The sequence below is a fragment of the Sphingomonas sp. 3-13AW genome (assembly GCF_049311085.1).
Taxonomy (GTDB): domain Bacteria; phylum Pseudomonadota; class Alphaproteobacteria; order Sphingomonadales; family Sphingomonadaceae; genus Sphingomonas.
The window spans coordinates 152,611-173,953 of the sequence record NZ_JASNVZ010000004.1 but is presented as its reverse complement, the minus strand read 5'-3'; the positions used below and the strand labels follow the sequence as shown (position 1 = coordinate 173,953).

Genomic DNA, 21,343 nt, shown 5'->3' with positions numbered 1-21,343 from the left:
CGGGCGCGGCGACGGGGTCGCTGTCGCCCCGCTTCGGCGACAGGGGCCGTCGGCAAGAGCCGGTTGACCCAGCAGGCTTGGCAGCGCAGCAATTGCACATGGCCAGTCTTCCTTCGATCACCAACGATCCTGACATCCGCTTTCTCGGACGCCTGCTCGGCGACGTGATCCGCACCTATGGCGGGGAAGATCTGTTCAAGCGGATCGAATATATCCGGGCGGCATCGGTCGATCATCATCGCGGCGTCGCCGACGCCGACGCCGTCGATCCCGGGCTCGACCGGCTGAGCCTGGACGAGATGATCGCGTTCGTGCGCGGCTTCATGCTGTTTTCGATGCTCGCCAACCTCGCCGAGGACCGGCAGGGCGTCGCTGCCGAGGAGGGGGCGGACGTCGCACATGCGCTGGAGCGGCTGGCAAAGCACGGCATCGGCCGCGACGCGGTGGTCAAGCTGCTGGACAATGCGCTGCTGATGCCGGTGCTGACGGCCCACCCGACCGAGGTGCGGCGCAAGAGCATGATCGATCACCGCAATCGCATCGCGGACCTGATGGCATTGCGCGATGCGGGCGTGGAAGAGACCGAGGACGGCGACCAGGTCGAAGAAGCCATCCTGCGGCAGATCGCGCTGTTGTGGCAGACCCGCGTGCTGCGCCGCGAGCGGCTGTATGTCGCCGACGAGGTGGAGACGGCGCTGAGCTATCTGCGCGACGTGTTCCTGCCGACGCTGCCGGCGCTCTATGCGCATTGGGAGCGCGTACTGGGTGCGCGCCCCGCGTCGTTCCTGCGGCCCGGCAGCTGGATCGGCGGCGACCGCGACGGCAATCCCTATGTGACTGCCGACTCGCTGCGCCTGGCGCTGTCGCGTTCGGCAGAGGCGGTGCTCGGCTATTATCTCGACGGCATCCACGCGCTGGGGGCGGAGCTGTCGATCTCGACCGAATATGCCGAGGTCGAGGAAGCGGTAGAGGAACTGGCGGAAAAGAGCGGCGACACCGCCGCGAGCCGCGCCGACGAGCCTTTCCGGCGGGCGCTGTCGGGCATCTATGCACGGGTCGCAGCAACCTATCAGGCGCTGACCGGCAAGGTGCCGCCCCGGCCGGCCACGCTTCCTGGGGAACGCTATCCGGACCCCGGCGCCCTGCGTGACGATCTGACGGCGATCGCCCATGCGCTCGCCACCGGCGGCATCGGTCCGCTGGCGAGCGGGGGTGCGCTCGGGCGGCTGATCCGCGCCGTCGACACCTTTGGATTTCATCTGGCGACGCTCGACATGCGCCAGAACAGCGCGATCCACGAGCGCGTCGTGGCAGAGCTGCTGAAGGCTGCGGGCGTGGAGGCGGACTATGCCGCGCTCGACGAGGACGCGCGGGTGGCCCTGCTCCGGCGTGAACTGGAAAGCCCGCGGCCATTGGCCTCGCCCTATTTCACCTATTCCGATGAAACCGCGTCGGAGCTGGCGATCCTGCATGCGGCTGCCGAGGCCCATGCCCGCTACGGCCGCGACTGCATCCGCCATTACATCGTGTCGATGGCACAGTCGGTGTCCGACCTGCTGGAGGTCAACCTGCTGCTGAAGGAAGCTGGCCTCTATGTGCCGGGCGATCCGCCGCAGGCGCATGTCATGGCGATTCCGCTGTTCGAGACGATCGGCGACCTGCAAGCGGCGCCCGAAATCATGCGCGCCTGGTTCGCGCTTCCCGAAGTTGCCGCCGTCGCCCGGGCGCGCGGGCATCAAGAAGTGATGATCGGCTATTCCGACAGCAACAAGGACGGCGGGTATCTCACCTCGACCTGGCAGCTCAGCCGCGGGTCGACGGCGCTCCAGCCCGTGTTTGCGGAAGCGGGCATCGGCATGCAGCTGTTCCACGGCCGCGGCGGCGCCGTCGGGCGCGGCGGCGGGTCCTCGTTCGCGGGCATCCAGGCGCAACCGCCCGGCACCGTCCAGGGCCGTATCCGCATCACCGAACAGGGGGAGGTGATCGCCGCCAAATACGGCACGCGGGCAAGCGCCACCGCCAATCTGGAAGCGGTCGCATCCGCCACGCTGCTCGCGAGCTTGGAGCCGGAACGGCTGGCGACCGCCGATTACGAGCGCTTTGCAGGGGCGATGGACACGCTCTCCGAGAGTGCGTTCCGGGCCTATCGCGGCCTCGTCTACGAGACCGAGGGCTTCCGCACCTTCTTCCGGCAGATGACGCCGATCAGCGAGATCGCCGGCCTGAAGATCGGCTCGCGCCCGGCCAGCCGCAAGAAATCGGACGCGATCGAGGATCTGCGCGCGATTCCCTGGGTGTTCAGCTGGGCGCAGGCGCGGGTGATGCTGCCGGGCTGGTATGGCGTCGGCCAGGCCATCGCCACGTTCGAGGACAAGGGACTGCTGCGCGAGATGGCGGTGGGTTGGCCGCTGTTCGCCGCCACGCTCGACAATATGGAGATGGTGCTCGCCAAGTCCGACATGGGGATCGCGGCGCGCTACGCCGGGCTCGTCGAGGACCGGGCGCTCGGCGACACGATCTTCGGACGGATCCGGGACGGTTGGCAGCTGACCCAGGACGGGCTGCTCACCGTCACGGACCAGTCGCGGCTGCTGGAAAAACACCCGTCACTCGAGACCTCGATCCGGTTGCGACTGCCCTATATCGAGCCGCTCAACCTGCTGCAGATCGAGTTGCTCAAGCGGCACCGCGCGGGCGAGGACGATGCCCGCATCGGCGACGGCATCCTGTTGTCGATCAACGCCATCGCGACGGCGCTGCGCAACAGCGGCTGAGGCTGAGGCTGAGGCTGAGGCTGGGCCTCAGCGCTCGCGCGTCGCCGCAAAGCGGACCTTGGGATAGCGGTCGGCGACATAGCCCACTTCCCACGCCGACTTGGCGAGGAACACCGGGTTGTCGTCCCGATCCCTGGCCATGGAGGTGCGGTTGAGATCGGCGAACGCCTTGAGGTCCGCAGGGTCTTCCGCCGAAACCCAGCGGGCGGTTTCGAAGGGGGCAGGCTCAAGCCCGGCCGCGACCTTGTACTCGGCATCCAGGCGGCTCAGCAGCACCTCGAGCTGGAGCTGGCCGACGACGCCGATGATCCAGTTGGAACCGATCTCGGGATAGAAGACCTGGGTCACGCCCTCCTCGGCCATGTCGTCGAGCGCTTTGCGAAGCTGCTTGGTCTTGGTCGGGTCCTTGAGCGCCACGCGGCGGAGGATTTCCGGCGCGAAATTGGGGAGCCCCGTGAAGCGCACCTCCGCCCTTTCCGACAGCGTGTCGCCGACGCGCAGCGTGCCGTGGTTGGGGATTCCGATGATGTCGCCGGGAAATGCCTCGTCCGCCAGCTCGCGCTCGCGGGCAAAGAACAGGATCGGCGAATGGACCGCGATCGGCTTTCCATGGCCGCTCGGCGTCAGCTTCATGCCGCGCTTGAAGGTGCCCGAGCACAGCCGCATGAACGCGATGCGGTCGCGATGGTTGGGGTCCATGTTCGCCTGGACCTTGAACACGAAGCCGGTGACTTCCGGGTTGCTCGGATCGACGGGCGCCGGTTCGGCGGGCTGCGGGCGCGGCGGCGGCGCGTGTTCGGCAAGCGCCTTGATCAGCGAATCGACGCCGAACTCCTTGAGCGCGGAGCCGAAATAGACCGGGGTCAGGTCGCCGTTGCGATAGGCTTCGGCGTCGAACTCGGCATAGCCGGCCATCGCCAGCTCCGCGTCCTCGCGCAGCTTCGCCACGCCTTCGGCCGACAACAGCTCGTCGAGCTTCGGATCGTGGAGACCGGTCGTCTCGACCACCTTGCCCTGGAACTCACGGCTGGGACCCTCTGGCAGCAGCAGGCGGTTGCTGCGCAGGTCAAAGATGCCCTCGAACGCGCCGCCCATGCCGACCGGCCAGGTCATCGGCGTCACGTCCAGCTGGAGCAGGTCGGCGACCTCGTCCAGGGTCTCGAACACCGGGCGGCCCTCACGGTCGACCTTGTTGACGAAGGTGATGATCGGCACGTTGCGCAGCCGGCACACCTCGAACAGCTTGCGCGTCTGGCTTTCGATGCCCTTGGCGACGTCGATCACCATCACCGCGGAGTCGACGGCGGTCAGCGTGCGGTAGGTGTCTTCCGAGAAGTCTTCGTGGCCCGGCGTGTCGAGCAGGTTGAAGGTCACGCCCTCGCGCTCGAACGTCATCACCGACGAAGTGACGGAGATGCCGCGCTGCTGCTCGATCTTCATCCAGTCGGAGCGCGCACGACGGGCAGCGCCGCGCGCCTTGACCTCACCCGCGAGATGGATCGCGCCGCCGAACAGCAGCAGCTTCTCGGTGAGCGTGGTCTTGCCGGCGTCGGGGTGGGAAATGATCGCGAAGGTGCGGCGGTCGGAAACGGTGGGCATCAATATTCCAGCAAATGGGGGAGGGCCCCCCTTGTCGGCGGAAGCCCTGCCCTGCTTTTGATCGGGCGTCAAAGTACGGTGCCGCGACCCCGAAAAACGTGGGGGCTATCGCCGTACGCTGCGGGCGGCGGCGACCGTGACATGCGCGGTGAGAACGTCACCCGCGCTTGCACCGGACATGGTGGCGCGCTCGGTCTGGCGCAACCGTTCGACCGCGCGCGCGATCTGCGGCGAGCTCCACCGGCGCAGTGCATCCAGCGTGGGCTGTTTCTCGCGGAAGAAGACACGATGCCGCTCGACCACTTCCGCAGCGCGCGCGCCGGCGTCGATCTCGGCCCGCATCTCGGCGAGCGAGAGCAGGCGGCGGACGGTCATGCGCAGCAGCGGGACCGAATGATTGCCGGCCGCTTCCAGCGCCGCCACCTCGCTGCCCGCAGTCGCGGCGTCGCCGCCGATGATGGCCGCGATGGCGCCGAACATCTCGGCTTCGCCGAGATCGGCACCGATCGCCTCAAGCGCCGGGAGGCCGGCGTCGCGGGGCTGATCGGGTGCGGCGTCGAGGTACAGGGCGAGCTTCTCGATTTCGCGGGCGAGGATCGCGCGGTCGCCGGCGCTGGCGACCGCCAGCCGTTCCGCGGCTTCATGGGAAAGCCGCAGCCCCTGTTCGCGCGCGATCGCGGTCGCGAGTCGCCCGGCCGCCTGAGCGTCCGGCACATAGCAGGCGCATTCGAAGGCGTTGGGGGATGCGGACACCAGCTTCACCAGCTTGCCGGTGTTCTTTACCGAAGGCGCGAGGGCGACCACCGGGTTGCCGGCGCGTTCGGCTGCCAGCAACAGGGTCACGGCCTCCAGCGATTCCTCCCCCATCCCGTTGACGCGGATGTGGCGGGCCCCGCCGAACAGCGACAACGAGGCGGCCTCGTCGGCTAGCGCGCCCGGGCGCGCCTTCAGCGCCGCGCCGTCAAATTCGATCCGCTCGGCATCCGGGCCCATCGCGCGGGCGAGCCGCTGGGCGAGTTCGGCCGCACCCGCTTCATCCGGGCCGTGCAGAAGATAGAGGCGGATGTCGGGGGCCGGCTTGTCGAGCCGCGGCCCGAGTGTGTCGGGCTTGGCCTTCACTGCTCGACGGGCGCGTCGGGCTGCCGTGCAAACAACGCCAGCCGCGCGACGATCTGGTCCGCGACGATCGCCGACAGCCGTTCCAGTGCCGACTGTTCGGCGGCGATGGTCGCATATTCGGAGCTGACCACGTCGATGCCGACGTCCGACCCGGCGGTATCATCGAGTACCGTTTCGCCACTGGTGGCGTCGATCAGCTGGTAGCGCGCGCGCAGCGACCGGCGTTCGCGCGTGACGGCGTCATCGCGGCGCACGCCCAGTCCAATGATCTCATCGTCCAGTGCCACCTGGAGACGATAGCGCGGCGTACCCTCGGCACGGAGCCGGTCCTGAAGCGCCGTCGACACCAGCCAGCCGCTCTGGCCCGGGATCGGCTCCACCGTGACACCCGAAAGCATCGTGCGCACCGGCCCGGACTCGCCGCCTGCATAGAGCGGGCGAAGACCGCAGCCGCCCAACAGCAAGGGCATGCAGGCGAGCAGCAGCGGGGCGGCGCGCCGGATCATGCGACGATGTTCACCAGGCGATCGGGAACCACGATCACCTTGCGGGGGGGCTTGCCCTCCATGGCGCGCTGGACGTTGGCCGAGGCGAGCGCTGCCGCCTCCGCATCTTCGCGCGAGGTGCCCTTGGCCATGGTGAGCGTGTCGCGCAGCTTGCCGTTGACCTGCACCGCGACGGTGACTTCGTCCTCCACCAGCAGCGCGGGGTCGACTTTCGGCCAGGGCGCATCGGCGATGAGCCCGTCGCCGCCATTGGCGGCCCAGGCTTCCTCGGCGATGTGCGGCACCATCGGCGACACCAGCCGCATCAGCGTGCGGATCGCCTGGGTCCGCGACGCAGACGGCGCCGCCTTCTCGATCATGCCGGTCAGCTCATAGAGCTTGGCGACCGCCTTGTTGAATGCCAGCGCCTCGACATCGACGGCGATGCCGGCGATCGTCTGGTGCAGCTTGCGGTCGAGCGCCTTGTCGTTGCCCTGCGCGTCCGCCTGCTCGGCTAGACCGTCGAACAGCCGCCACAGGCGCTGGACGAAGCGCCAGGAGCCCTCGATGCCGGCTTCGCTCCACGGCAGGTCCCGCTCGGGCGGGCTGTCGGAGAGCATGAACCAGCGCACCGCGTCGGCACCATATTGGTCGACGATGGGGCCCGGATCGACGGTGTTCTTCTTGGACTTGGACATCTTTTCGACGCGGCCGACCGTGATGGCCTCCCCCGTCGCGATTTCCACGCCGTCGCGAACCTCCGCCGGGCCGAGCCAGCGACCGTCCGAGGACTTGTAGGTCTCGTGCGTCACCATGCCTTGCGTGAACAGGCCGGTGAACGGCTCCGCCACGTCGATCAGCCCGGTGCGCTTGAGCGCCCGCGTCCAGAAGCGCGCATAGAGCAGGTGCAGGATCGCATGCTCGACCCCGCCGATATATTGCCCGACCGGCAGCCATTGCTCGGCAACCGCCTTGTCGAAGGGTTTGTCCTTGGGCTGGCTGGCAAAGCGGATGAAGTACCAGGACGAATCCGCAAAGGTGTCGAGCGTGTCCGTCTCGCGCCGGGCCGGCTTGCCGCAGCTCGGGCAATCGACGTGCTTCCACGTCGGATGGCGGTCGAGCGGATTGCCCGGCACGTCGAAGCTGACGTCCTCCGGCAGCACCACGGGCAGCTGGTCCTGCGGGACGGGAACGGCGCCGCAATCCTCGCAGTGGATGATCGGGATGGGTGTGCCCCAGTAGCGCTGGCGCGAGACGCCCCAGTCGCGCAGGCGCCACACCGTGGTCCCTTCGCCCCAACCCTCGGCCTCGCCGCGCGCGATGACGGCTGCCTTGGCCGCATCGACGTCGAGGCCGTCGAGGAAGTCGGAATTCACCAGTCGGCCGGCGCCGGTATAGGCTTCGTCCCCGGCGAAATCGCGCTCGACATGGTCGCCGTCGGCCACCACGCGATGGACCGGCAGCTGGTATTTGCGTGCGAAATCCAGGTCGCGCTGGTCGTGCGCCGGCACGCCCATGACGGCGCCGGTGCCATATTCCATCAGCACGAAGTTCGCGATGAACACCGGCAGCGGCAGGCCCGTGAACGGGTGCGTCGCGGTTGCCCCGGTATCGTAGCCCAGCTTCTCCTGGGTCTCGATTTCGGCCGCGGTGGTGCCGCCCTGCTTGCAGCGATCGATGAAGGCCTGTGCCTCCGGATCGCGGGCAGCGGCTGCCTGGGCGATCGGGTGGTCCGCGGCGACCGCCACGAAGCTTGCGCCATAGATCGTGTCGGGGCGCGTCGAGAAGACCTCCACCGACTGGCCGTCGGAGACCTGGAAGCGGATCTTCATGCCGCGGCTCTTGCCGATCCAGTTCTCCTGCATCAGCTTGACCTTCTCGGGCCACTGATCGAGCGTCTGGAGGCCGTCGAGCAACTCGTCGGCGAAGTCCGTGATCTTGAGGAACCACTGCGAGAGCTTGCGCTTCTCTACCAGTGCGCCCGAACGCCAGCCGCGGCCGTCGATCACCTGCTCGTTGGCGAGCACGGTCATGTCGACCGGGTCCCAGTTAACCGCCGATTCCTTGCGATAGACGAGGCCGGCCGCATAGAGGTGCAGGAACAGCGCCTGCTCATGCCCGTAATAGTCCGGCTCGCAGGTCGCGAGCTCGCGGGTCCAGTCGAGCGCAAAGCCCAGCCGCTTCAGCTGCGCCTTCATCGTGGCGATGTTGTCGCGGGTCCAGCTGCCGGGGTGCACGCCCTTTTCCATGGCGGCGTTTTCGGCGGGCATGCCGAATGCATCCCACCCCATCGGGTGCAGCACTTCATAGCCCGTCATGCGGCGGAACCGCGCGAGCACGTCGCCCATGGTATAGTTGCGGACGTGGCCCATGTGGATGCGCCCCGACGGATAGGGGAACATCTCGAGCACATAGCTCTTGGGACGCGGACTATCGTCGCGGGCGGCGAAGGTGCGGCGTTCTTCCCACAGCTTCTGCCACGCTGCGTCCGCCTTCAGTGCATTGAAACGCGAGGCCATTTCAGGGGTACTTGCCTCAGCCGATCAGCGCGCCGCGGCGCAGGTCGCGCGCACGGGTCAGGATGATGTCTTCCAGCTTCTGGACGGTCGCGGCCTGGACCGGCGCTTCCACCCACTGGCCGTTCTGCTGCACCTGGCGCAGGGCCGCCACGCGCAGGGCGTCGGCGCGCAGATCCTGGTCGAGGATGCTGACCGTCACCTTCATGCGCTCCGTCGGCGTGGCCGGGTTCACATACCAGTCGGTGACGATGACGCCGCCGTTCGAGTCGGTCTGGAGCAGCGGCATGAAGCTGAGCGTGTCGAGGCTTGCGCGCCACAGGTAGCTGTTGACGCCGATGGTCGTCACCTTGGAGGCGGCGAGATCGGTCTTCAGGCCTTCTTTGCGCCCGCCGCAGGCAGTGAGCAGGAGGGCAATCGCGAGCGGACCCAGGATCGCGGTGCGCAACGGGCGGATCATCGGCGTTTCCTTGGAAGAACGGAACATCGGTGCTTCTATAGAGGGTAGCGGTGCAGCCGCAAGCGGCGTGGCTGGGCGGGCGCAAGCCACGGGCCTGTGGGACGTTTGCAACACTTGCCAGGAATCGTGATCAGCCGGTGGCGAAACGCAACGGAATCATGCTAGCGCTATTTTGTAGTGGGAGGAGGACTGGGGTGCTTACGAAGCGCGGCATGGCAGGATTAGGGATCGGGGCGTTGACCGCCGCGGTGGCCTTGGTCGCGCCCGCGCTTGGCGCGCCGGACTCTCCCCGCGTGACGACGATCCGCCAGACGATCCCCGCCGGGATCATCGGCGGTTTCACGCCTTCCTCGGCCGATCCCAAGCTTGCCGCCATCCTGGCACGCAGCGGTATCGATGGCAGCGGCTTCCGCTTCACGCCGTCCGAAGGGCAGCGCGTCAGCAAGCGGGCGGTGACCGTGGCAGTACGCGCCCGCAGCCAGCCGGCAGCGATGCCGGAGCGTGGGGCAGTCGACACCAACGTCGGCCCGACGCTCGCACCCATCGCCTACAATTTGGGTACGTCGGTAGGCTGGAAGCGTTTTGCCGCTGCCGGCGATCTCTCCAAGCTTGATCTTGGCGTGCAGCCGAGCAACCCGGATCGCATCGGCGCCGGGACGGGCAAGACTGGCCGTCGTGCGAGCAGCATCTCCATCGTCACCGACAAGTCGGGCGAGCCGGCGAAGCTGATCGCGGAGGCACCTGCTGCCACGATCGACGTCGGCGGATCCTATTCGCTGACCCGTCATTTCGACGTCACCGCGGGCGTGCGCTACAAGTCCGAGAAGGACCGGCTCCTGCGACTCGAAGATACGCGTCGCGACAGCCAGGCGCTGTACGTAGGCACCGCCTTCCGCTTCTGATCGGGCGGGCGTTACCGCGTCCAGGCATCGATCCCAGCCCAGCCGTGAACGCCCAAAAGGCGAAGACTGCGCGCGCGCCGTTCGTCCATGCCGCCGAGCGCGATCACCGGAATGCCCGAGTCGCGGGTCAGCAGGCCGAAGCGAACCCACCCGAGCGCGGCGGCGCCGGGATGCGAGCGAGTCGGGAACACGGGTGAGACAAGCACGGCGTCCGCGCCCGCGCGGCGAGCGGCGACCAGATCGCGGCGGTTGTGCACGGGCCATGTGACGAGACCGCGGTTCGGGCCCCTGTTGCGCGCGCCATGCTGCCCGTCGGCACCCGGCAGCCGCGGCCCGGCCGCCAGCAGCACCAGGTGCCGGCGTCGTGCAACCCGGCGGACGCGGGCGTAAAGCTCGCCACGCTCCCGCTTCGGCAGCTGATAGTGGCGGAACACCACGCCCGCGCCCCGCGGCAGCCGCTCCAGCGCGCGCCACAATCCGTCGCCCATTCGCGGATCGGTCATCAGCCAGTGGCGGGGGAGGGGCTGGCGGGGGCGCATCGCGCTACCTATAGCGCCCCCGATGACCACCGACGATGCCCCCCAGCGGCTGGCCGATGTGCGCGAACGGATCGCGCGCGCCGAACAGCTTGCCAAGCGCCCTGCCGGCGCCACCACCCTCATTGCGGTCTCCAAGACGCATGCGGCGCCCCAGATCACGCCGCTGATTGCGGCAGGCCAGCGCGCGTTCGGCGAGAATCGCGTGCAGGAGGCGCAGGGCAAATGGCCTGCGCTGCGGGAGGTGACCCCCGACCTCGAACTGCACCTCGTGGGACAGCTCCAGTCGAACAAGGCGGAGGATGCGGTTGCGCTGTTCGATGCGATTCATTCGGTCGACCGGCCGTCGCTGATCGCCGCGCTCGCCCGCGCAATGGACCGTCAGGACCGGCGCCCAGCCTGCTTCGTCCAGGTCGACATCGGCGATGAGCCGCAAAAGGGCGGCGTCGCGGTGACGGGCCTGCCCGCGCTGCTGGCGGAGGCGCGTGCGGCAGAGCTGCCGGTGGTCGGGCTGATGTGCGTGCCGCCCGCCGGGCTGGAGGCAGCGCCCTGGTTTGCGTTGCTGGCGAAGCTCGCCGACGACCACGGGCTGCCGGGCCTCAGCATGGGCATGTCGAGCGACTATGAGACCGCGGTGACGCTGGGTGCCACCCACGTCCGCGTCGGCACTGCCCTGTTCGGGGAGCGTTGATGCGGTTCGACGCGATCCTGTTCGACTTCGACGGGGTGCTGCTGGAGAGCGAATGGGCGGGCAACCGCCACCTCGCCGAGTATCTGACCGCCGCCGGCCACCCGATCGGCACCGACGAGGCGATGGCACGCTTCATGGGACGCGCGGGCAAGGACTTCCTGCATGAAGTCGAGGCGTTCCTGGGGCGCCCCGTTCCGGCCGATTTCCACACGGCGCGTGCCGCAGAGGATGCGCGGGCAGTCGCGGAGGGCGTCGAGGAAGTGGCGGGTGCCGTCGCGTTCGTGCGGTCGCTGCCGCCCGAGCTGCCGCGCGCGATCGCCTCGTCGAGCTCGACGCGCTGGATCACCGCGCACCTCGATCACCTGGGCCTGCGCGATGCGTTCGGTGACAAGATCTTCAGCGGCCGCGAGCATGTCCGTCGCGGCAAGCCGGCACCCGATCTCTACCTCTATGCCGCCAAGGCACTGGGCGTGCCGATCGAACGCTGCGTGATCCTGGAGGATTCGCCGATCGGCGCGACCGGCGCGGTCGCGTCCGGCGCCCATGTCATCGGGCTGTGCGCCGGCCAGCATTGCGGCATCGGCCATGCCGATGTGCTGCGCGACATCGGCGTCCACGACATCGCCGCCAATTTCGACGAGGTGGCGCGGCTGGTCGCCTGACCCGCCGCGCCCCCGCCGCCCCGCTTATTGCGCGGGGAAGCCCCGCCGCTTGAACAGCGCGTTGACGTCCGGATCGCGGCCCCGGAAGGCGCGATAGGCTTCCTTGCGGTCGGTCTCGTTGCCCGTCGACAGCAGCATGGTGCGGAAGCGATCCGCCGTCGCCTTGTCCCAGACGTTGCCCGTCTCGGTAAAGGCGGCCCAGGTGTCCGCGTCCATCGTCTCCGACCACAGGTAGCTGTAGTAGCCGGCGCTGTAGGCGTCGGACGAGAAGAGGTGATTGAACTGCGGCAGGCGGTGCCGCATCACCATCTCCTTGGGCATCCCCAGTTCGGCGAGCGTGTCGCGTTCGAACGCGTCGACGTCGGTCACCGGCGTCTCGCGATCGTGCAGCTTCATGTCGACGATGGCCGACGACAGATATTCGACGGTGTCGAAGCCCTGGTTGAAGGTCGACGACTTCTCGATCTTGTCCACCAGTGCCTGCGGCATTGGCGCGCCCGTCTGATAGTGCTTGGCATAGCGATCGAGCACGTCGCGCGTGAGCAGCCAGTTCTCGTTGACCTGGCTGGGGTACTCCACGAAGTCGCGCGGAGTGCCGGCTAGGCCGGGGTAGTTCACATCCTGCAGGAAGCTGTGGATGGCGTGGCCGAACTCGTGGAACAGCGTGGTCGCGTCGTCCAGGCTGATGAGAGTCGGCTGGCCGGGTGCGCCCCGCACGAAGTTGTTGTTGTTCGACGCAAGCACGTTGCGGTGGCCGCCCAGCTCCTGCTGGCCGCGATAGCGCGTCGCCCACGCCCCCGAACGCTTGCCCGAGCGGGCGAAGCCGTCGAAGTAGAAGACGCCGACATTGTGGCCATCGCGCTTGTCGGTGACGACGAAGGTGCGGACCGCCGGATCGAAGACCGGGATCTCCCCGGTGTTTTCCTTGAAGTCGAGGTCGTAGAGCCGACCGGCGGCGTAGAAGGCGCCCGCCAGGATGTTGTCGAGCTGGAGGTAGGGCTTCACCTCGCTCTCATCGAGGTCGTACTTCGCCTTGCGGACCTTCTCGGCATAGAAGCGATAGTCCCAGGGCTCGATGGTGATGCCGGCGCCCTCCTGGTTGGCCAGCGCCTGCATGTCGGCGACCTCCTGGCGCACGCGCGCGACCGCGGCCGGCCACACGCGCATCATCAGCGCGGAGGCATTGGCCGGCGTCTCCGCCATGGTGTCGTCCATGCGGTACCAGGCATGGTTCTTGAACCCGAGCAGCTTGGCGCGCTGCTGCCGCAGCTTCAGGATCTCGGCGATGGTGGCGTTGGTGTCGTTGGCACCGCCATTGTCGCCGCGGTTGACGAACGCGCGCCAGACCTTCTCGCGCAAGCCCCGGTCGGTCGCATAGGTCAGCACCGGCGCCACCGAGGAGCGGGTGTTGACGATCGCCCATTTGCCCGGGAGCTTGCGCTCGTCGGCGGCTGCCTTCAGCGAGGCGACGAAGCTGTCGGGAAGCCCGGCGAGCTGCTTGGGGTCATCGACGACGATCCAGGTTTCCTCGTCGGCCAGCACCTTTTCGCTGAAGCGATTGTACGCGACCGACAGCGCCTGGTTGAGCTGCGACACCTGCGCACGCTGCGCATCCGTCAGGAGGGCGCCGCGCCGCACGAAGCTGCGATAGGTGCGCTCGAGCAGCCGCAGCTGCTGGGGCGTCAGCTTCTGGGAGGCGCGGCTGTCATAGGCCGTCTTCACCCGGGCGAAGAGCTTGGGGTCGAGGTAGAGCTCGTCATAGAAGGCGGAAAGCTTGGGGCGCCATTCGCGGTCGATCGCCTGCACTTCCTTGGTGGCGAGGTTGCTGGTGTAGACCCCCCACATCGAGCCGACCCGGTCCATGAGGTCGCCGGCGAGCTCCATCGGCTCGATCACGGTCTTGAAGGTCGCGGGCCGCTTGTCGTCGCGGATCTTGAGTATTTCGCGGCGCAGCTCCGCCATGGCGACCGGATAGGCGGCGGGGAACATCGCCGGCGTCACCTTGTCCCAGGGCGGGACCCCGTCATACGGGCCGGTCCAGGGGGCGAGCAGCGGGGCCGGGTCGACCGACGTCGCAGCGGCTGGGGTCTGTGCCATGGCGGCTCCGGCAGGGGAAAGGGCAAGGATCGTGGTGGCGGCCAGAACGGCGCGCAGGCATGCAGTCATTGAGGACTCCGATAGGGGTTTGGGAGAGCCTAAGCATCGGGAATGGAATGGCAAGCAGGGGGCCGGCCATGGATCGTGCCGATCGGTGGTTGACTCAGGGCGGCATTAGAACAGAATAGGAACATATCGAGTCCCTGCGAGTCCTAGCTGTTGTCGTGACCCATGCTCAAGCCCCTGTCCTGGACGCATTGCGTGCGCAGCTGCGCGCCATCGAATGCGGCCGCTATCGCCGGCGCGAGGTGCTGCCGTTCGGGGTGCCGGCGCTCGATGAAGTGCTGGCCGGAGGCGGCCTGGCGCTCGACGCGCTGCACGAGGTTGCGGGCGCGGGCCCGGACATGGCCGACGATTGCGCGGCCACGCTGTTCCTGGCTGGCATCGCTGCCCGGGCCTGGGGGCCGGTGCTGTGGGTAGTGCGCCGCCGCGACCTGTTCGCGCCGGGGCTCGCCCAGGTGGGGCTCGGGTCACACCGGGTGATCTATGCCGAGGCTGCCGACGACGCCGAACTGCTCCAGCTGATGGAGGAGGGGCTGCGCCATCGCGGCCTGGGCGGCGTCATCGGCGAGGCCAAGCGCGTGCCCATGTCGGCCACTCGCCGGCTGCAGCTGGCAGCCGAGGGCGGGCGCACCATCGCGCTGCTGCTGCGCCGCCACGGCCGCGCGGACGCCGATCCGCTGGCGGTCCCCTCGGCCGCATCGACGCGCTGGCGGGTAGCATCCGCGCCCTCGACGCCGCTGCCGGTGGCGGGCGTCGGTCGCGCCCGCTGGAAACTCTCGCTTGTCCGCCAAAAGGGTGGCGAGCCCCGCGACTGGACCGTGGAGGCATGCGATGAAACGGGTCGCTGCGCTCTTCCTGCCCGACTGGTCGATCGACCGGCTGCGGCAGGCAGAGCGAACCGTCGCGCCGCCTGAGGCCCGCGCAACCAGCAGGTTCGAGGCAATCGGCCGAGCCGCCGAAGGGGAGCGCGCAAGCCAATGCTCGGTCCCCCGGGGCGGCGGGTGGCGGCCGGGCGCGCGCTGGGCACGCGCCGAGGTGGAGGCTGCGATCGAGCAACTACCCTCGCACCAGCGCCCGCCGCAGCGGGAGCTGGGCCGTACCAGCGTGGCCGCCGACAATCCCTTCAAGGCTGCGCGGCCGATCAGGGATGATCATCGCCAGGGCCGTCCCCTCGACGCTTCGCCGGCCTCGGCCGCCTGGGCGGCGGACGCCGGCGCCGTGGACCGGGCGATCGCGGCGATGCCGCTGCACCAGCAGCCGCCGCTTCGAGAGCTCAGCCGCCGTTCGGAGGTGATGGACCATCCGTTCAAGGCGATGCCGTCGGACGAGGTTGGAGGCGCGCGCCCTGTGCTGGCACCGCCGCCGCTCGCGCAGGCGATGCCCGATCGAGGCGAAGGCGATGATGCCGCAGGTCGCTTCTTCCAGACCGGGCGCGCGCTCGGCGGCCTTGTCGCGCGGGTAGGCGTGGAGGAAGTGCGGGCCGCTATCCCGCAGGGGAGGGACGCGGTCCCGTTGGTCACCGTCCAGCGCGAGGGCGGTCGCGTGGCGATCGTGGCGGTATCGCGCGCTGCGCAGGCGCTGGGATTGCGGCCCGGGATGGCGCTGACTCAGGCGCGCGCGCAGGTGCCCGACCTGCAGGTGCGCGATGCCGATCCTGCCGGCGACCGGGCCGACCTGCGTCGCCTAGCGATGATGCTCGCCCGGCGCTGGACGCCGGTGGTGGACCTGTCCGACGCCGACGGGCTGCTGCTCGACCTGACAGGCGTCGCGCACCTCCATGGCGGCGAGGCGCGGATGGCGACGCGGCTGGTGCGGCTGCTGGCGCGGCATGGCGTGCACGCCTGTGTGGGCATCGCCGATACGGCGGGTGCCGCCTGGGCGCTGGCCCGGCATGGACGAGAGGCGGTGTGGATCTGCCCGCCCGGCCGCCATGTCGAGGCGATGGATCCGCTGCCGGTGGGGCTGCTGCAGCTTTCGGAAGCGGGGGTCGAACTGCTCGCGCGGCTGGGCGTGACCCGGATCGGGCAATTGCGGACCCTCCCGCGTGGGCAACTCGCGCGGCGGCTGGGCGGTGCGGTGCTTGCGCGGCTGGACCAGGCGATGGGCGCCCGTGCCGAGCCGCTCGACCCGGTTGTGCCGCCCGAGCGAATCCAGGTCGTGCAACGCTTTGCCGAACCGATCGCCACGGCAGAGGCGATCGCCCACTGGCTCGGCGAGCTGGTGCCCAGGCTGGTGCGGGTCTTGCGCGAGGACGGGCTGGGGGTGCGGCAGGTGGAGCTGGCGCTCGACCGGGTGGACGGCGTGCCGCAGCGTCTGCGGATCGGGCTGGCCCGCGCCAGCCGCGACCCCGAACATCTGTTGCGCTTGCTGGGACGGCGGATCGAGACAGTGGAGCCCGGCTATGGCATCGACGCCATGGCGCTGCACGTGCGCCGCGCCGAGCCGCTGGCGGCGCAATCGCTCGCCCCCGCCTTGGTCGAGGAGGCGTTGCCCGACCTGGGCGTGCTGGTCGACCAGATCGTCAATCGGATCGGTACAGCGCGGATGTGGCGCGTGGCCCCGGTCGAAAGCGACGTGCCCGAACGCATGCTCAAGCGAGTCGCGCCGCTGGATGCCGAGGCGCTTTTGGCAGCGCCCTTGCCGGAAGACGACGTCCGCCGCCTGGACGGGCGCGAAGCCGACCACCCCTGGCACGTGCGCTGGCCGCGTCCGGTGCGGGTGCTGCGCCGGCCAGAGCGGCTCGACCATGTCATCGCCGAACTGCCGGACCAGCCGCCGCGACGCTTCACCTGGCGCGGGACGATCCACCAGGTGGTCCGTGCCGATGGGCCGGAACGGATCGCAGGGGAATGGTGGCGGCGTCCTGCAGAGCGGCACGCGGTGCGCGACTATTTCCGGGTCGAGGATGCGGAAGGACGGCGTTTCTGGCTGTACCGCAGCGGCGATGGCCTGCGCGCCGAGACCGGCGATCTCAGCTGGTGGCTGCAGGGCATGTTTGCGTGACCTATTCGGAGCTTCAGGTCACCACCCATTTCTCGTTCCTGCGCGGTGCGTCCTCGGCGGAGGAGCTGTTCGCCACCGCGTCGGAAATGGGGATGCCCGCGCTCGGCATCACCGATCGCAATTCGGTGGGCGGCATCGTCCGCTCGCTGGTGGCGGCTGAAAAGGTGAGTGCGCAGGGCAATCCCATCCGGCTGGTGGCGGGATGCCGGCTCGACCTGGTCTCGGGCGCGTCGCTGCTGGTCTGGCCGGAGGATCTGGCGGCCTGGTCGCGGCTCACCCGGTTGCTGACGCTGGGGAAGAACCGCGCCGACCCAAAGCGGGGCGAAAAGGGCCAGTGTTTCCTCCATTGGGAGGATCTTGCCGATACCCGGGGGCTGGTGGGATCGCTCGTGCCCGGCATGGACGGCGTAGGTGAGGACGAGCTGCGCTGGATGGCGGACCTGTTCGGCAGCGATCGCGGACATGTCTGCCTGAGCCATCAGCGGCGTCCGGGCGACCGGATGCGGCTGCACCAGACCGTACAGGCCGCCGCCCGCCACGGGCTTGTCCCGCTCGCCACCGGGGACGTGCTGTACCACCACCCCGATCGCCGCCTGTTGCAGGATGTGCTCACGGCAATCCGCTGCAAATCCACCATCGACGACCTGGGTCTGCGCCGCGAACGGTCGGCCGACCGCTGCTTCGTACCGCCCCGGACGATGGAACGCCGCTTTGCCGAATTGCCGGAGGCGATCCGCGCGGGAGCGGCGATCGTGGAGCGCTGCACCTTTTCGCCGCGCGAGCTGAGCTACCAATATCCCGACGAGATCGTGATGAGCGGCAAGACGCCGCAGCAGGCGCTGGAGCAGCTGGCGCGCAAGGCGCTCGATGCCCTGTTCCAGAAGCCGCCGTTCAACGGGCGACCGGACCCGCGCTATGTCGAGAAGCTCGAGTATGAACTCGAGCAGGTCCGGCTGATGGACTATGCGCCCTATTTCCTGACCGTCAATTCGATCGTCACCTATGCCCGCGCCCAGGACATCCTGTGCCAGGGGCGCGGATCGGCCGCCAATTCGGTGATCTGCTATGTGCTGGGCATCACCTCGATCGACCCGATCGAGCACCAGCTGCTGTTCGAGCGCTTCATCTCCTCCAGCCGCGGCGAGCCGCCCGACATCGATGTCGATTTCGAGCATGAGCGGCGCGAGGAGGTGATCCAGTGGATCTACCAGACCTATGGCCATGAACATGCCGCGCTGACGGCGGTGGTGAGCCGCTTCCGCGCGCGGGGTGCCGTGCGCGAGGTCGGCAAGGCGCTGGGCCTGCCCGAGGACATGACCGGGGCGCTCGCCGGGCAGGTATGGGGCTGGTCGAGCGAGGGCGTGGCCGACGCGCATGTCGACGCGCTCAACCTCGACCGTTCTGACCCGCGCTTGGCGCTGACGCTGGAACTGGCGCGCGAGCTGATCGGCACGCCCCGCCACCTGTCGCAGCATCCCGGCGGCTTCGTGCTCGCGCGCGATCGGCTCGACGGCCTGCTGCCGGTCGAGCCTGCCGCCATGCCGGATCGCTGGGTCGTGGAATGGGAGAAGGAGGATATCGAGGAGCTCGGCTTCATGAAGGTCGATATCCTGGGCCTGGGCATGCTCGGCTGCATGCGGCGCGCGTTCGATCTTCTGGAGGCGCACAAGGGGCTTTCGCTGACGCTCGCCTCGCCCGAGCTTCAGAAGGAAGATTCAAAGACCTTTGCCATGATCCAGCGTGCCGACACGCTGGGCGTGTTCCAGATCGAAAGCCGGGCGCAGATGGCGATGCTGCCGCGGATGTTGCCGGCGACCTTCTACGACCTTGCGATCCAGGTCGCGATCGTCCGGCCGGGCCCGATCCAGGGCGACATGGTCCACCCCTATCTCAAGCGGCGCGAGCAGAAGCGGCGCAACCCCGACATCGAGTTTTCCTACCCAAGCCCGCGCCTGAAGGCGGTTCTGGAAAAGACGCTGGGCGTGCCGCTGTTCCAGGAACAGGCGATGAAGGTCGCGATCGAGGGCGCCGACTTCACGCCTGCGCGCGCCGACGAGCTGCGCAAGGCGATGGCGACCTTCAAATATACCCAGGGCGTCGGCCAGTTCCGCGAGGAGCTGATCGCCGGCATGAACAAGAACGGCATCTCCGAAGAATTCGCCGACCGGCTGGTCAAGCAGATCGAGGGCTTTGGCAGCTATGGCTTTCCCGAGAGCCACGCCGCCTCCTTTGCCAAGATCGCCTATGCGTCCTCCTGGATGAAGTGCCACCATCCCGACGTGTTCTGCGCGGCGCTGCTCAATGCCCAGCCGATGGGCTTCTATGCCCCCGCCCAGATCGTCCGCGATGCGCGCGAGCATGGCGTCGAGGTGCGGCCGGTGTGCATCAACGACAGTCGCTGGGACACGCGGCTGCTGGGCGGAGCGACGGGGGACCTGGCTCCCGACGCGGCAGCGGCGCTCCGCTTGCCGCTGCGCCTGGGGTTCAAGGTGGTCCACGGCCTTTCCAATGCCGATGCCGCGCGGCTGGTGATGACGCGGGGCGAGACGCCGTTCACCTCGGTCGAGGATGCGTGGCGGCGCTCGGGCGTGCCGCTTGCTGCGCTGGAGAAGATCGCGCGCGCCGATGGCTTCCAGGCGCTGGGGCTCGACCGGCGCCAGGCCTTGTGGGCGATCAAGGGACTGGCGGCGGCGCCGCTGCCGCTGTTCGCGGCCGCCGACGCGCGCGAGGGCGCGCTGACCCCGGAAGTGACGGAAGCGCCGGTCGCGTTCGAGCCGCTCACCGCCGGGCGGGAGGTGGTGGAGGATTACCGCGCCACCCAGCTGTCGCTGCGCGCCCATCCGCTCGCCTTCCTGCGCGGGACGCTGCGTGCCGAGGGGGTGGTGCAATGCGCCGACCTCAAGACGCTGAAGGACGGCAGGCGTGTCGAGGTCGCCGGCGTGATCCTGGTCCGCCAGAAGCCGGGCAGCGCCAAGGGCGTGCTGTTCATCACCATCGAGGACGAGACCGGCGTCGCCAACGCGATCCTGTGGCCCGACCGGTTCGAGGCGCAGCGGCGCACGGTGATGTCGGCGGCCATGATCTCGATCGTCGGCCGGCTCCAGCGGGAGGGGGAGGTGATCCACGTCATCACCGACCGGGTGGTCGACAGGACGCCGATGCTGCGCAGCGTCGGCGATCTCGACCTGCCGCGCCTGACGGGCCGGGGCGACGGTGCCACGAACAGCAGCGGTCCCGATCCCCGGGAGCCGCGCGATCCGGCCGTGTGGAAGCCGCGTTCGCACTACCACCCGCCGTTCCGGACCGGCTGCGACCCCGAGGACGCGATCCCCATCCGCTCGCGCGACTTTCATTAAGCGCGAGCGTGGGCATTAAGCGCAAGCGCGGGGGCCGCGAACGCTAGCCGCAGCCGCCGGCCCCGCCTAAGCGAAGCACATGCAGCTCACCATCGAGACCATCGCCTTTCTTGCTGCCGTGGCATTTCTGGCCGGGACCATCGATGCGCTTGCGGGTGGCGGCGGATTGCTGACCCTCCCTGCGATGATGGCCGCGGGCGTGCCGCCGGTGGCGGCGCTTGCCACCAACAAGCTGCAGAGCACGATCGGCACCTCGTCGGCATTCTTCACCTTCTGGCGGGCGGGCCACGTCGACCTGCGACAATTCGCGATCCCCGCGATTGCGGCGTTCGCGGGCTCCGCGCTCGGGGCGACCGTGGTGCAGCACGTCAGTTCGACGTTCCTAACCGCCCTTATGCCGGTGCTGCTCATCGCGATGGGGCTCTATTTCCTGCTCGCCCCGCCGATGCAGCAGGTCGATCGCCATGCACGTGTCGGCCGGCTCGGCATTACGCTGATCGTCGCTGCGATCGGCTTCTACGACGGCTTCTTCGGCCCCGGCACGGGATCGTTCCTGACGCTGGCTCTGGTGGCGCTGGCCGGCCTCGGCCTGGTCCGTGCGATCGCCAATACCAAGCTGCTGAACCTGTCCACCAACGTGGCCGGGCTGCTCGCCATGATCGCGGGCGGGCATGTGCTGTGGCAGCTTGGCGCCGTGATGGCGCTCGGCAATGTTGCCGGCAACCAGCTGGGTGCCCGCCTGGCGATCCGCTTCGGGGGCACCGGCGTGCGCCCGCTGCTGGTGATCCTGTCGGCAGCGCTGACGGCCAAGCTGCTCGCAGACCCCGCCAACCCGATCTGGCAACTGTTTTAGGTTGGCCGATCGCGGGATTTCGGCTGCTCGCGAGTTGAAGTCCCGGCGCTCGCCGACTGGACGTTGAAGCCTGTGCTTGCAGGCTTTGCGCAACCGGAGACTGCCGGGTCGCCACCTGTAACTTCTTGTTCGTGCTCGTGAAAAGAGGTCGCAGGCTTGCTGCAGTATAACGCATAGGCGCCAAGTCCGCGCGCCTGATAATGAGGCCGAGCCGGTGAACAGGGCAA

At 68.7% G+C, this 21,343-nt stretch carries 15 protein-coding genes; 8 read left to right on the top strand and 7 right to left on the bottom strand.

Going from position 1 to position 21,343, the window contains the following annotated elements; all coding sequences use genetic code 11:
- Positions 1–98: 98 nt before the first annotated feature.
- Positions 99–2,774, top strand: a complete 2,676-nt coding sequence (ppc, locus tag QP045_RS07180; RefSeq protein ID WP_422514290.1) for a phosphoenolpyruvate carboxylase — start codon at positions 99–101, stop codon at positions 2,772–2,774.
- A gap of 27 nt (positions 2,775–2,801) precedes the next feature.
- On the opposite strand, the gene QP045_RS07175 is transcribed toward ppc, so the two are convergent.
- From QP045_RS07175 to QP045_RS07155, 5 genes are all read right to left on the bottom strand, one after another.
- Complete coding sequence (locus tag QP045_RS07175; protein ID WP_422514289.1) at positions 2,802–4,373, bottom strand: peptide chain release factor 3; 1,572 nt, start codon at positions 4,371–4,373, stop codon at positions 2,802–2,804.
- Between the two features lie 105 nt (positions 4,374–4,478).
- The gene (gene holA, locus QP045_RS07170) at positions 4,479–5,492 is read right to left on the bottom strand and encodes a DNA polymerase III subunit delta (RefSeq protein ID WP_422514288.1); all 1,014 of its coding nucleotides are present in this window, start codon (positions 5,490–5,492) and stop codon (positions 4,479–4,481) included.
- Positions 5,489–5,998 carry an LPS assembly lipoprotein LptE gene (gene lptE, locus QP045_RS07165; protein WP_422514287.1) on the bottom strand — a complete coding sequence of 170 codons (510 nt, stop codon included), beginning with the start codon at positions 5,996–5,998 and terminating at the stop codon, positions 5,489–5,491. Before lptE ends, holA begins: the two co-directional genes overlap by 4 nt.
- Positions 5,995–8,496 carry a leucine--tRNA ligase gene (leuS, locus tag QP045_RS07160; RefSeq protein ID WP_422514286.1) on the bottom strand — a complete coding sequence of 834 codons (2,502 nt, stop codon included), beginning with the start codon at positions 8,494–8,496 and terminating at the stop codon, positions 5,995–5,997. The genes lptE and leuS overlap by 4 nt, the downstream gene beginning before the upstream one ends.
- 16 nt (positions 8,497–8,512) lie before the next feature.
- Complete coding sequence (locus tag QP045_RS07155; RefSeq protein WP_422514413.1) at positions 8,513–8,953, bottom strand: DUF3576 domain-containing protein; 441 nt, start codon at positions 8,951–8,953, stop codon at positions 8,513–8,515.
- Between the two features lie 212 nt (positions 8,954–9,165).
- Between QP045_RS07155 and QP045_RS07150 the strand changes: the two genes are divergently transcribed.
- Positions 9,166–9,855: a hypothetical protein gene (locus QP045_RS07150; protein WP_422514285.1), complete on the top strand. Its 690-nt coding sequence runs from the start codon at positions 9,166–9,168 to the stop codon at positions 9,853–9,855.
- An 11-nt stretch (positions 9,856–9,866) separates the two neighbouring features.
- On the opposite strand, the gene QP045_RS07145 is transcribed toward QP045_RS07150, so the two are convergent.
- Complete coding sequence (locus QP045_RS07145) at positions 9,867–10,358, bottom strand: thiamine phosphate synthase (protein ID WP_422514284.1); 492 nt, start codon at positions 10,356–10,358, stop codon at positions 9,867–9,869.
- A 58-nt stretch (positions 10,359–10,416) separates the two neighbouring features.
- Between QP045_RS07145 and QP045_RS07140 the strand changes: the two genes are divergently transcribed.
- Together QP045_RS07140 and QP045_RS07135 are read left to right on the top strand one after the other, a co-directional pair.
- A complete protein-coding gene (locus tag QP045_RS07140; protein WP_422514283.1) occupies positions 10,417–11,082 on the top strand; it encodes a YggS family pyridoxal phosphate-dependent enzyme in 666 nt (221 codons plus the stop codon).
- Positions 11,082–11,744: an HAD family hydrolase gene (locus QP045_RS07135; protein WP_422514282.1), complete on the top strand. Its 663-nt coding sequence runs from the start codon at positions 11,082–11,084 to the stop codon at positions 11,742–11,744. The genes QP045_RS07140 and QP045_RS07135 overlap by 1 nt, the downstream gene beginning before the upstream one ends.
- A gap of 24 nt (positions 11,745–11,768) precedes the next feature.
- Here QP045_RS07135 and QP045_RS07130 read toward each other — a convergent pair whose 3' ends face one another.
- A complete protein-coding gene (locus QP045_RS07130) occupies positions 11,769–13,841 on the bottom strand; it encodes a M3 family metallopeptidase (RefSeq protein ID WP_422514281.1) in 2,073 nt (690 codons plus the stop codon).
- Between the two features lie 257 nt (positions 13,842–14,098).
- On the opposite strand from QP045_RS07130, the gene QP045_RS07125 reads away from it, so the two are divergent.
- From QP045_RS07125 to QP045_RS07110, 4 genes are all read left to right on the top strand, one after another.
- Positions 14,099–14,818: an ImuA family protein gene (locus QP045_RS07125; protein WP_422514412.1), complete on the top strand. Its 720-nt coding sequence runs from the start codon at positions 14,099–14,101 to the stop codon at positions 14,816–14,818.
- Positions 14,736–16,907: a DUF6504 family protein gene (locus QP045_RS07120; RefSeq protein ID WP_422514280.1), complete on the top strand. Its 2,172-nt coding sequence runs from the start codon at positions 14,736–14,738 to the stop codon at positions 16,905–16,907. Before QP045_RS07125 ends, QP045_RS07120 begins: the two co-directional genes overlap by 83 nt.
- The gene (locus QP045_RS07115) at positions 16,904–20,263 is read left to right on the top strand and encodes an error-prone DNA polymerase (RefSeq protein ID WP_422514279.1); all 3,360 of its coding nucleotides are present in this window, start codon (positions 16,904–16,906) and stop codon (positions 20,261–20,263) included. Before QP045_RS07120 ends, QP045_RS07115 begins: the two co-directional genes overlap by 4 nt.
- Positions 20,264–20,342: 79 nt before the next feature.
- Positions 20,343–21,116, top strand: coding sequence for a TSUP family transporter (locus QP045_RS07110; RefSeq protein WP_422514278.1), 774 nt, complete (start codon positions 20,343–20,345; stop codon positions 21,114–21,116).
- Positions 21,117–21,343 lie beyond the last annotated feature (227 nt).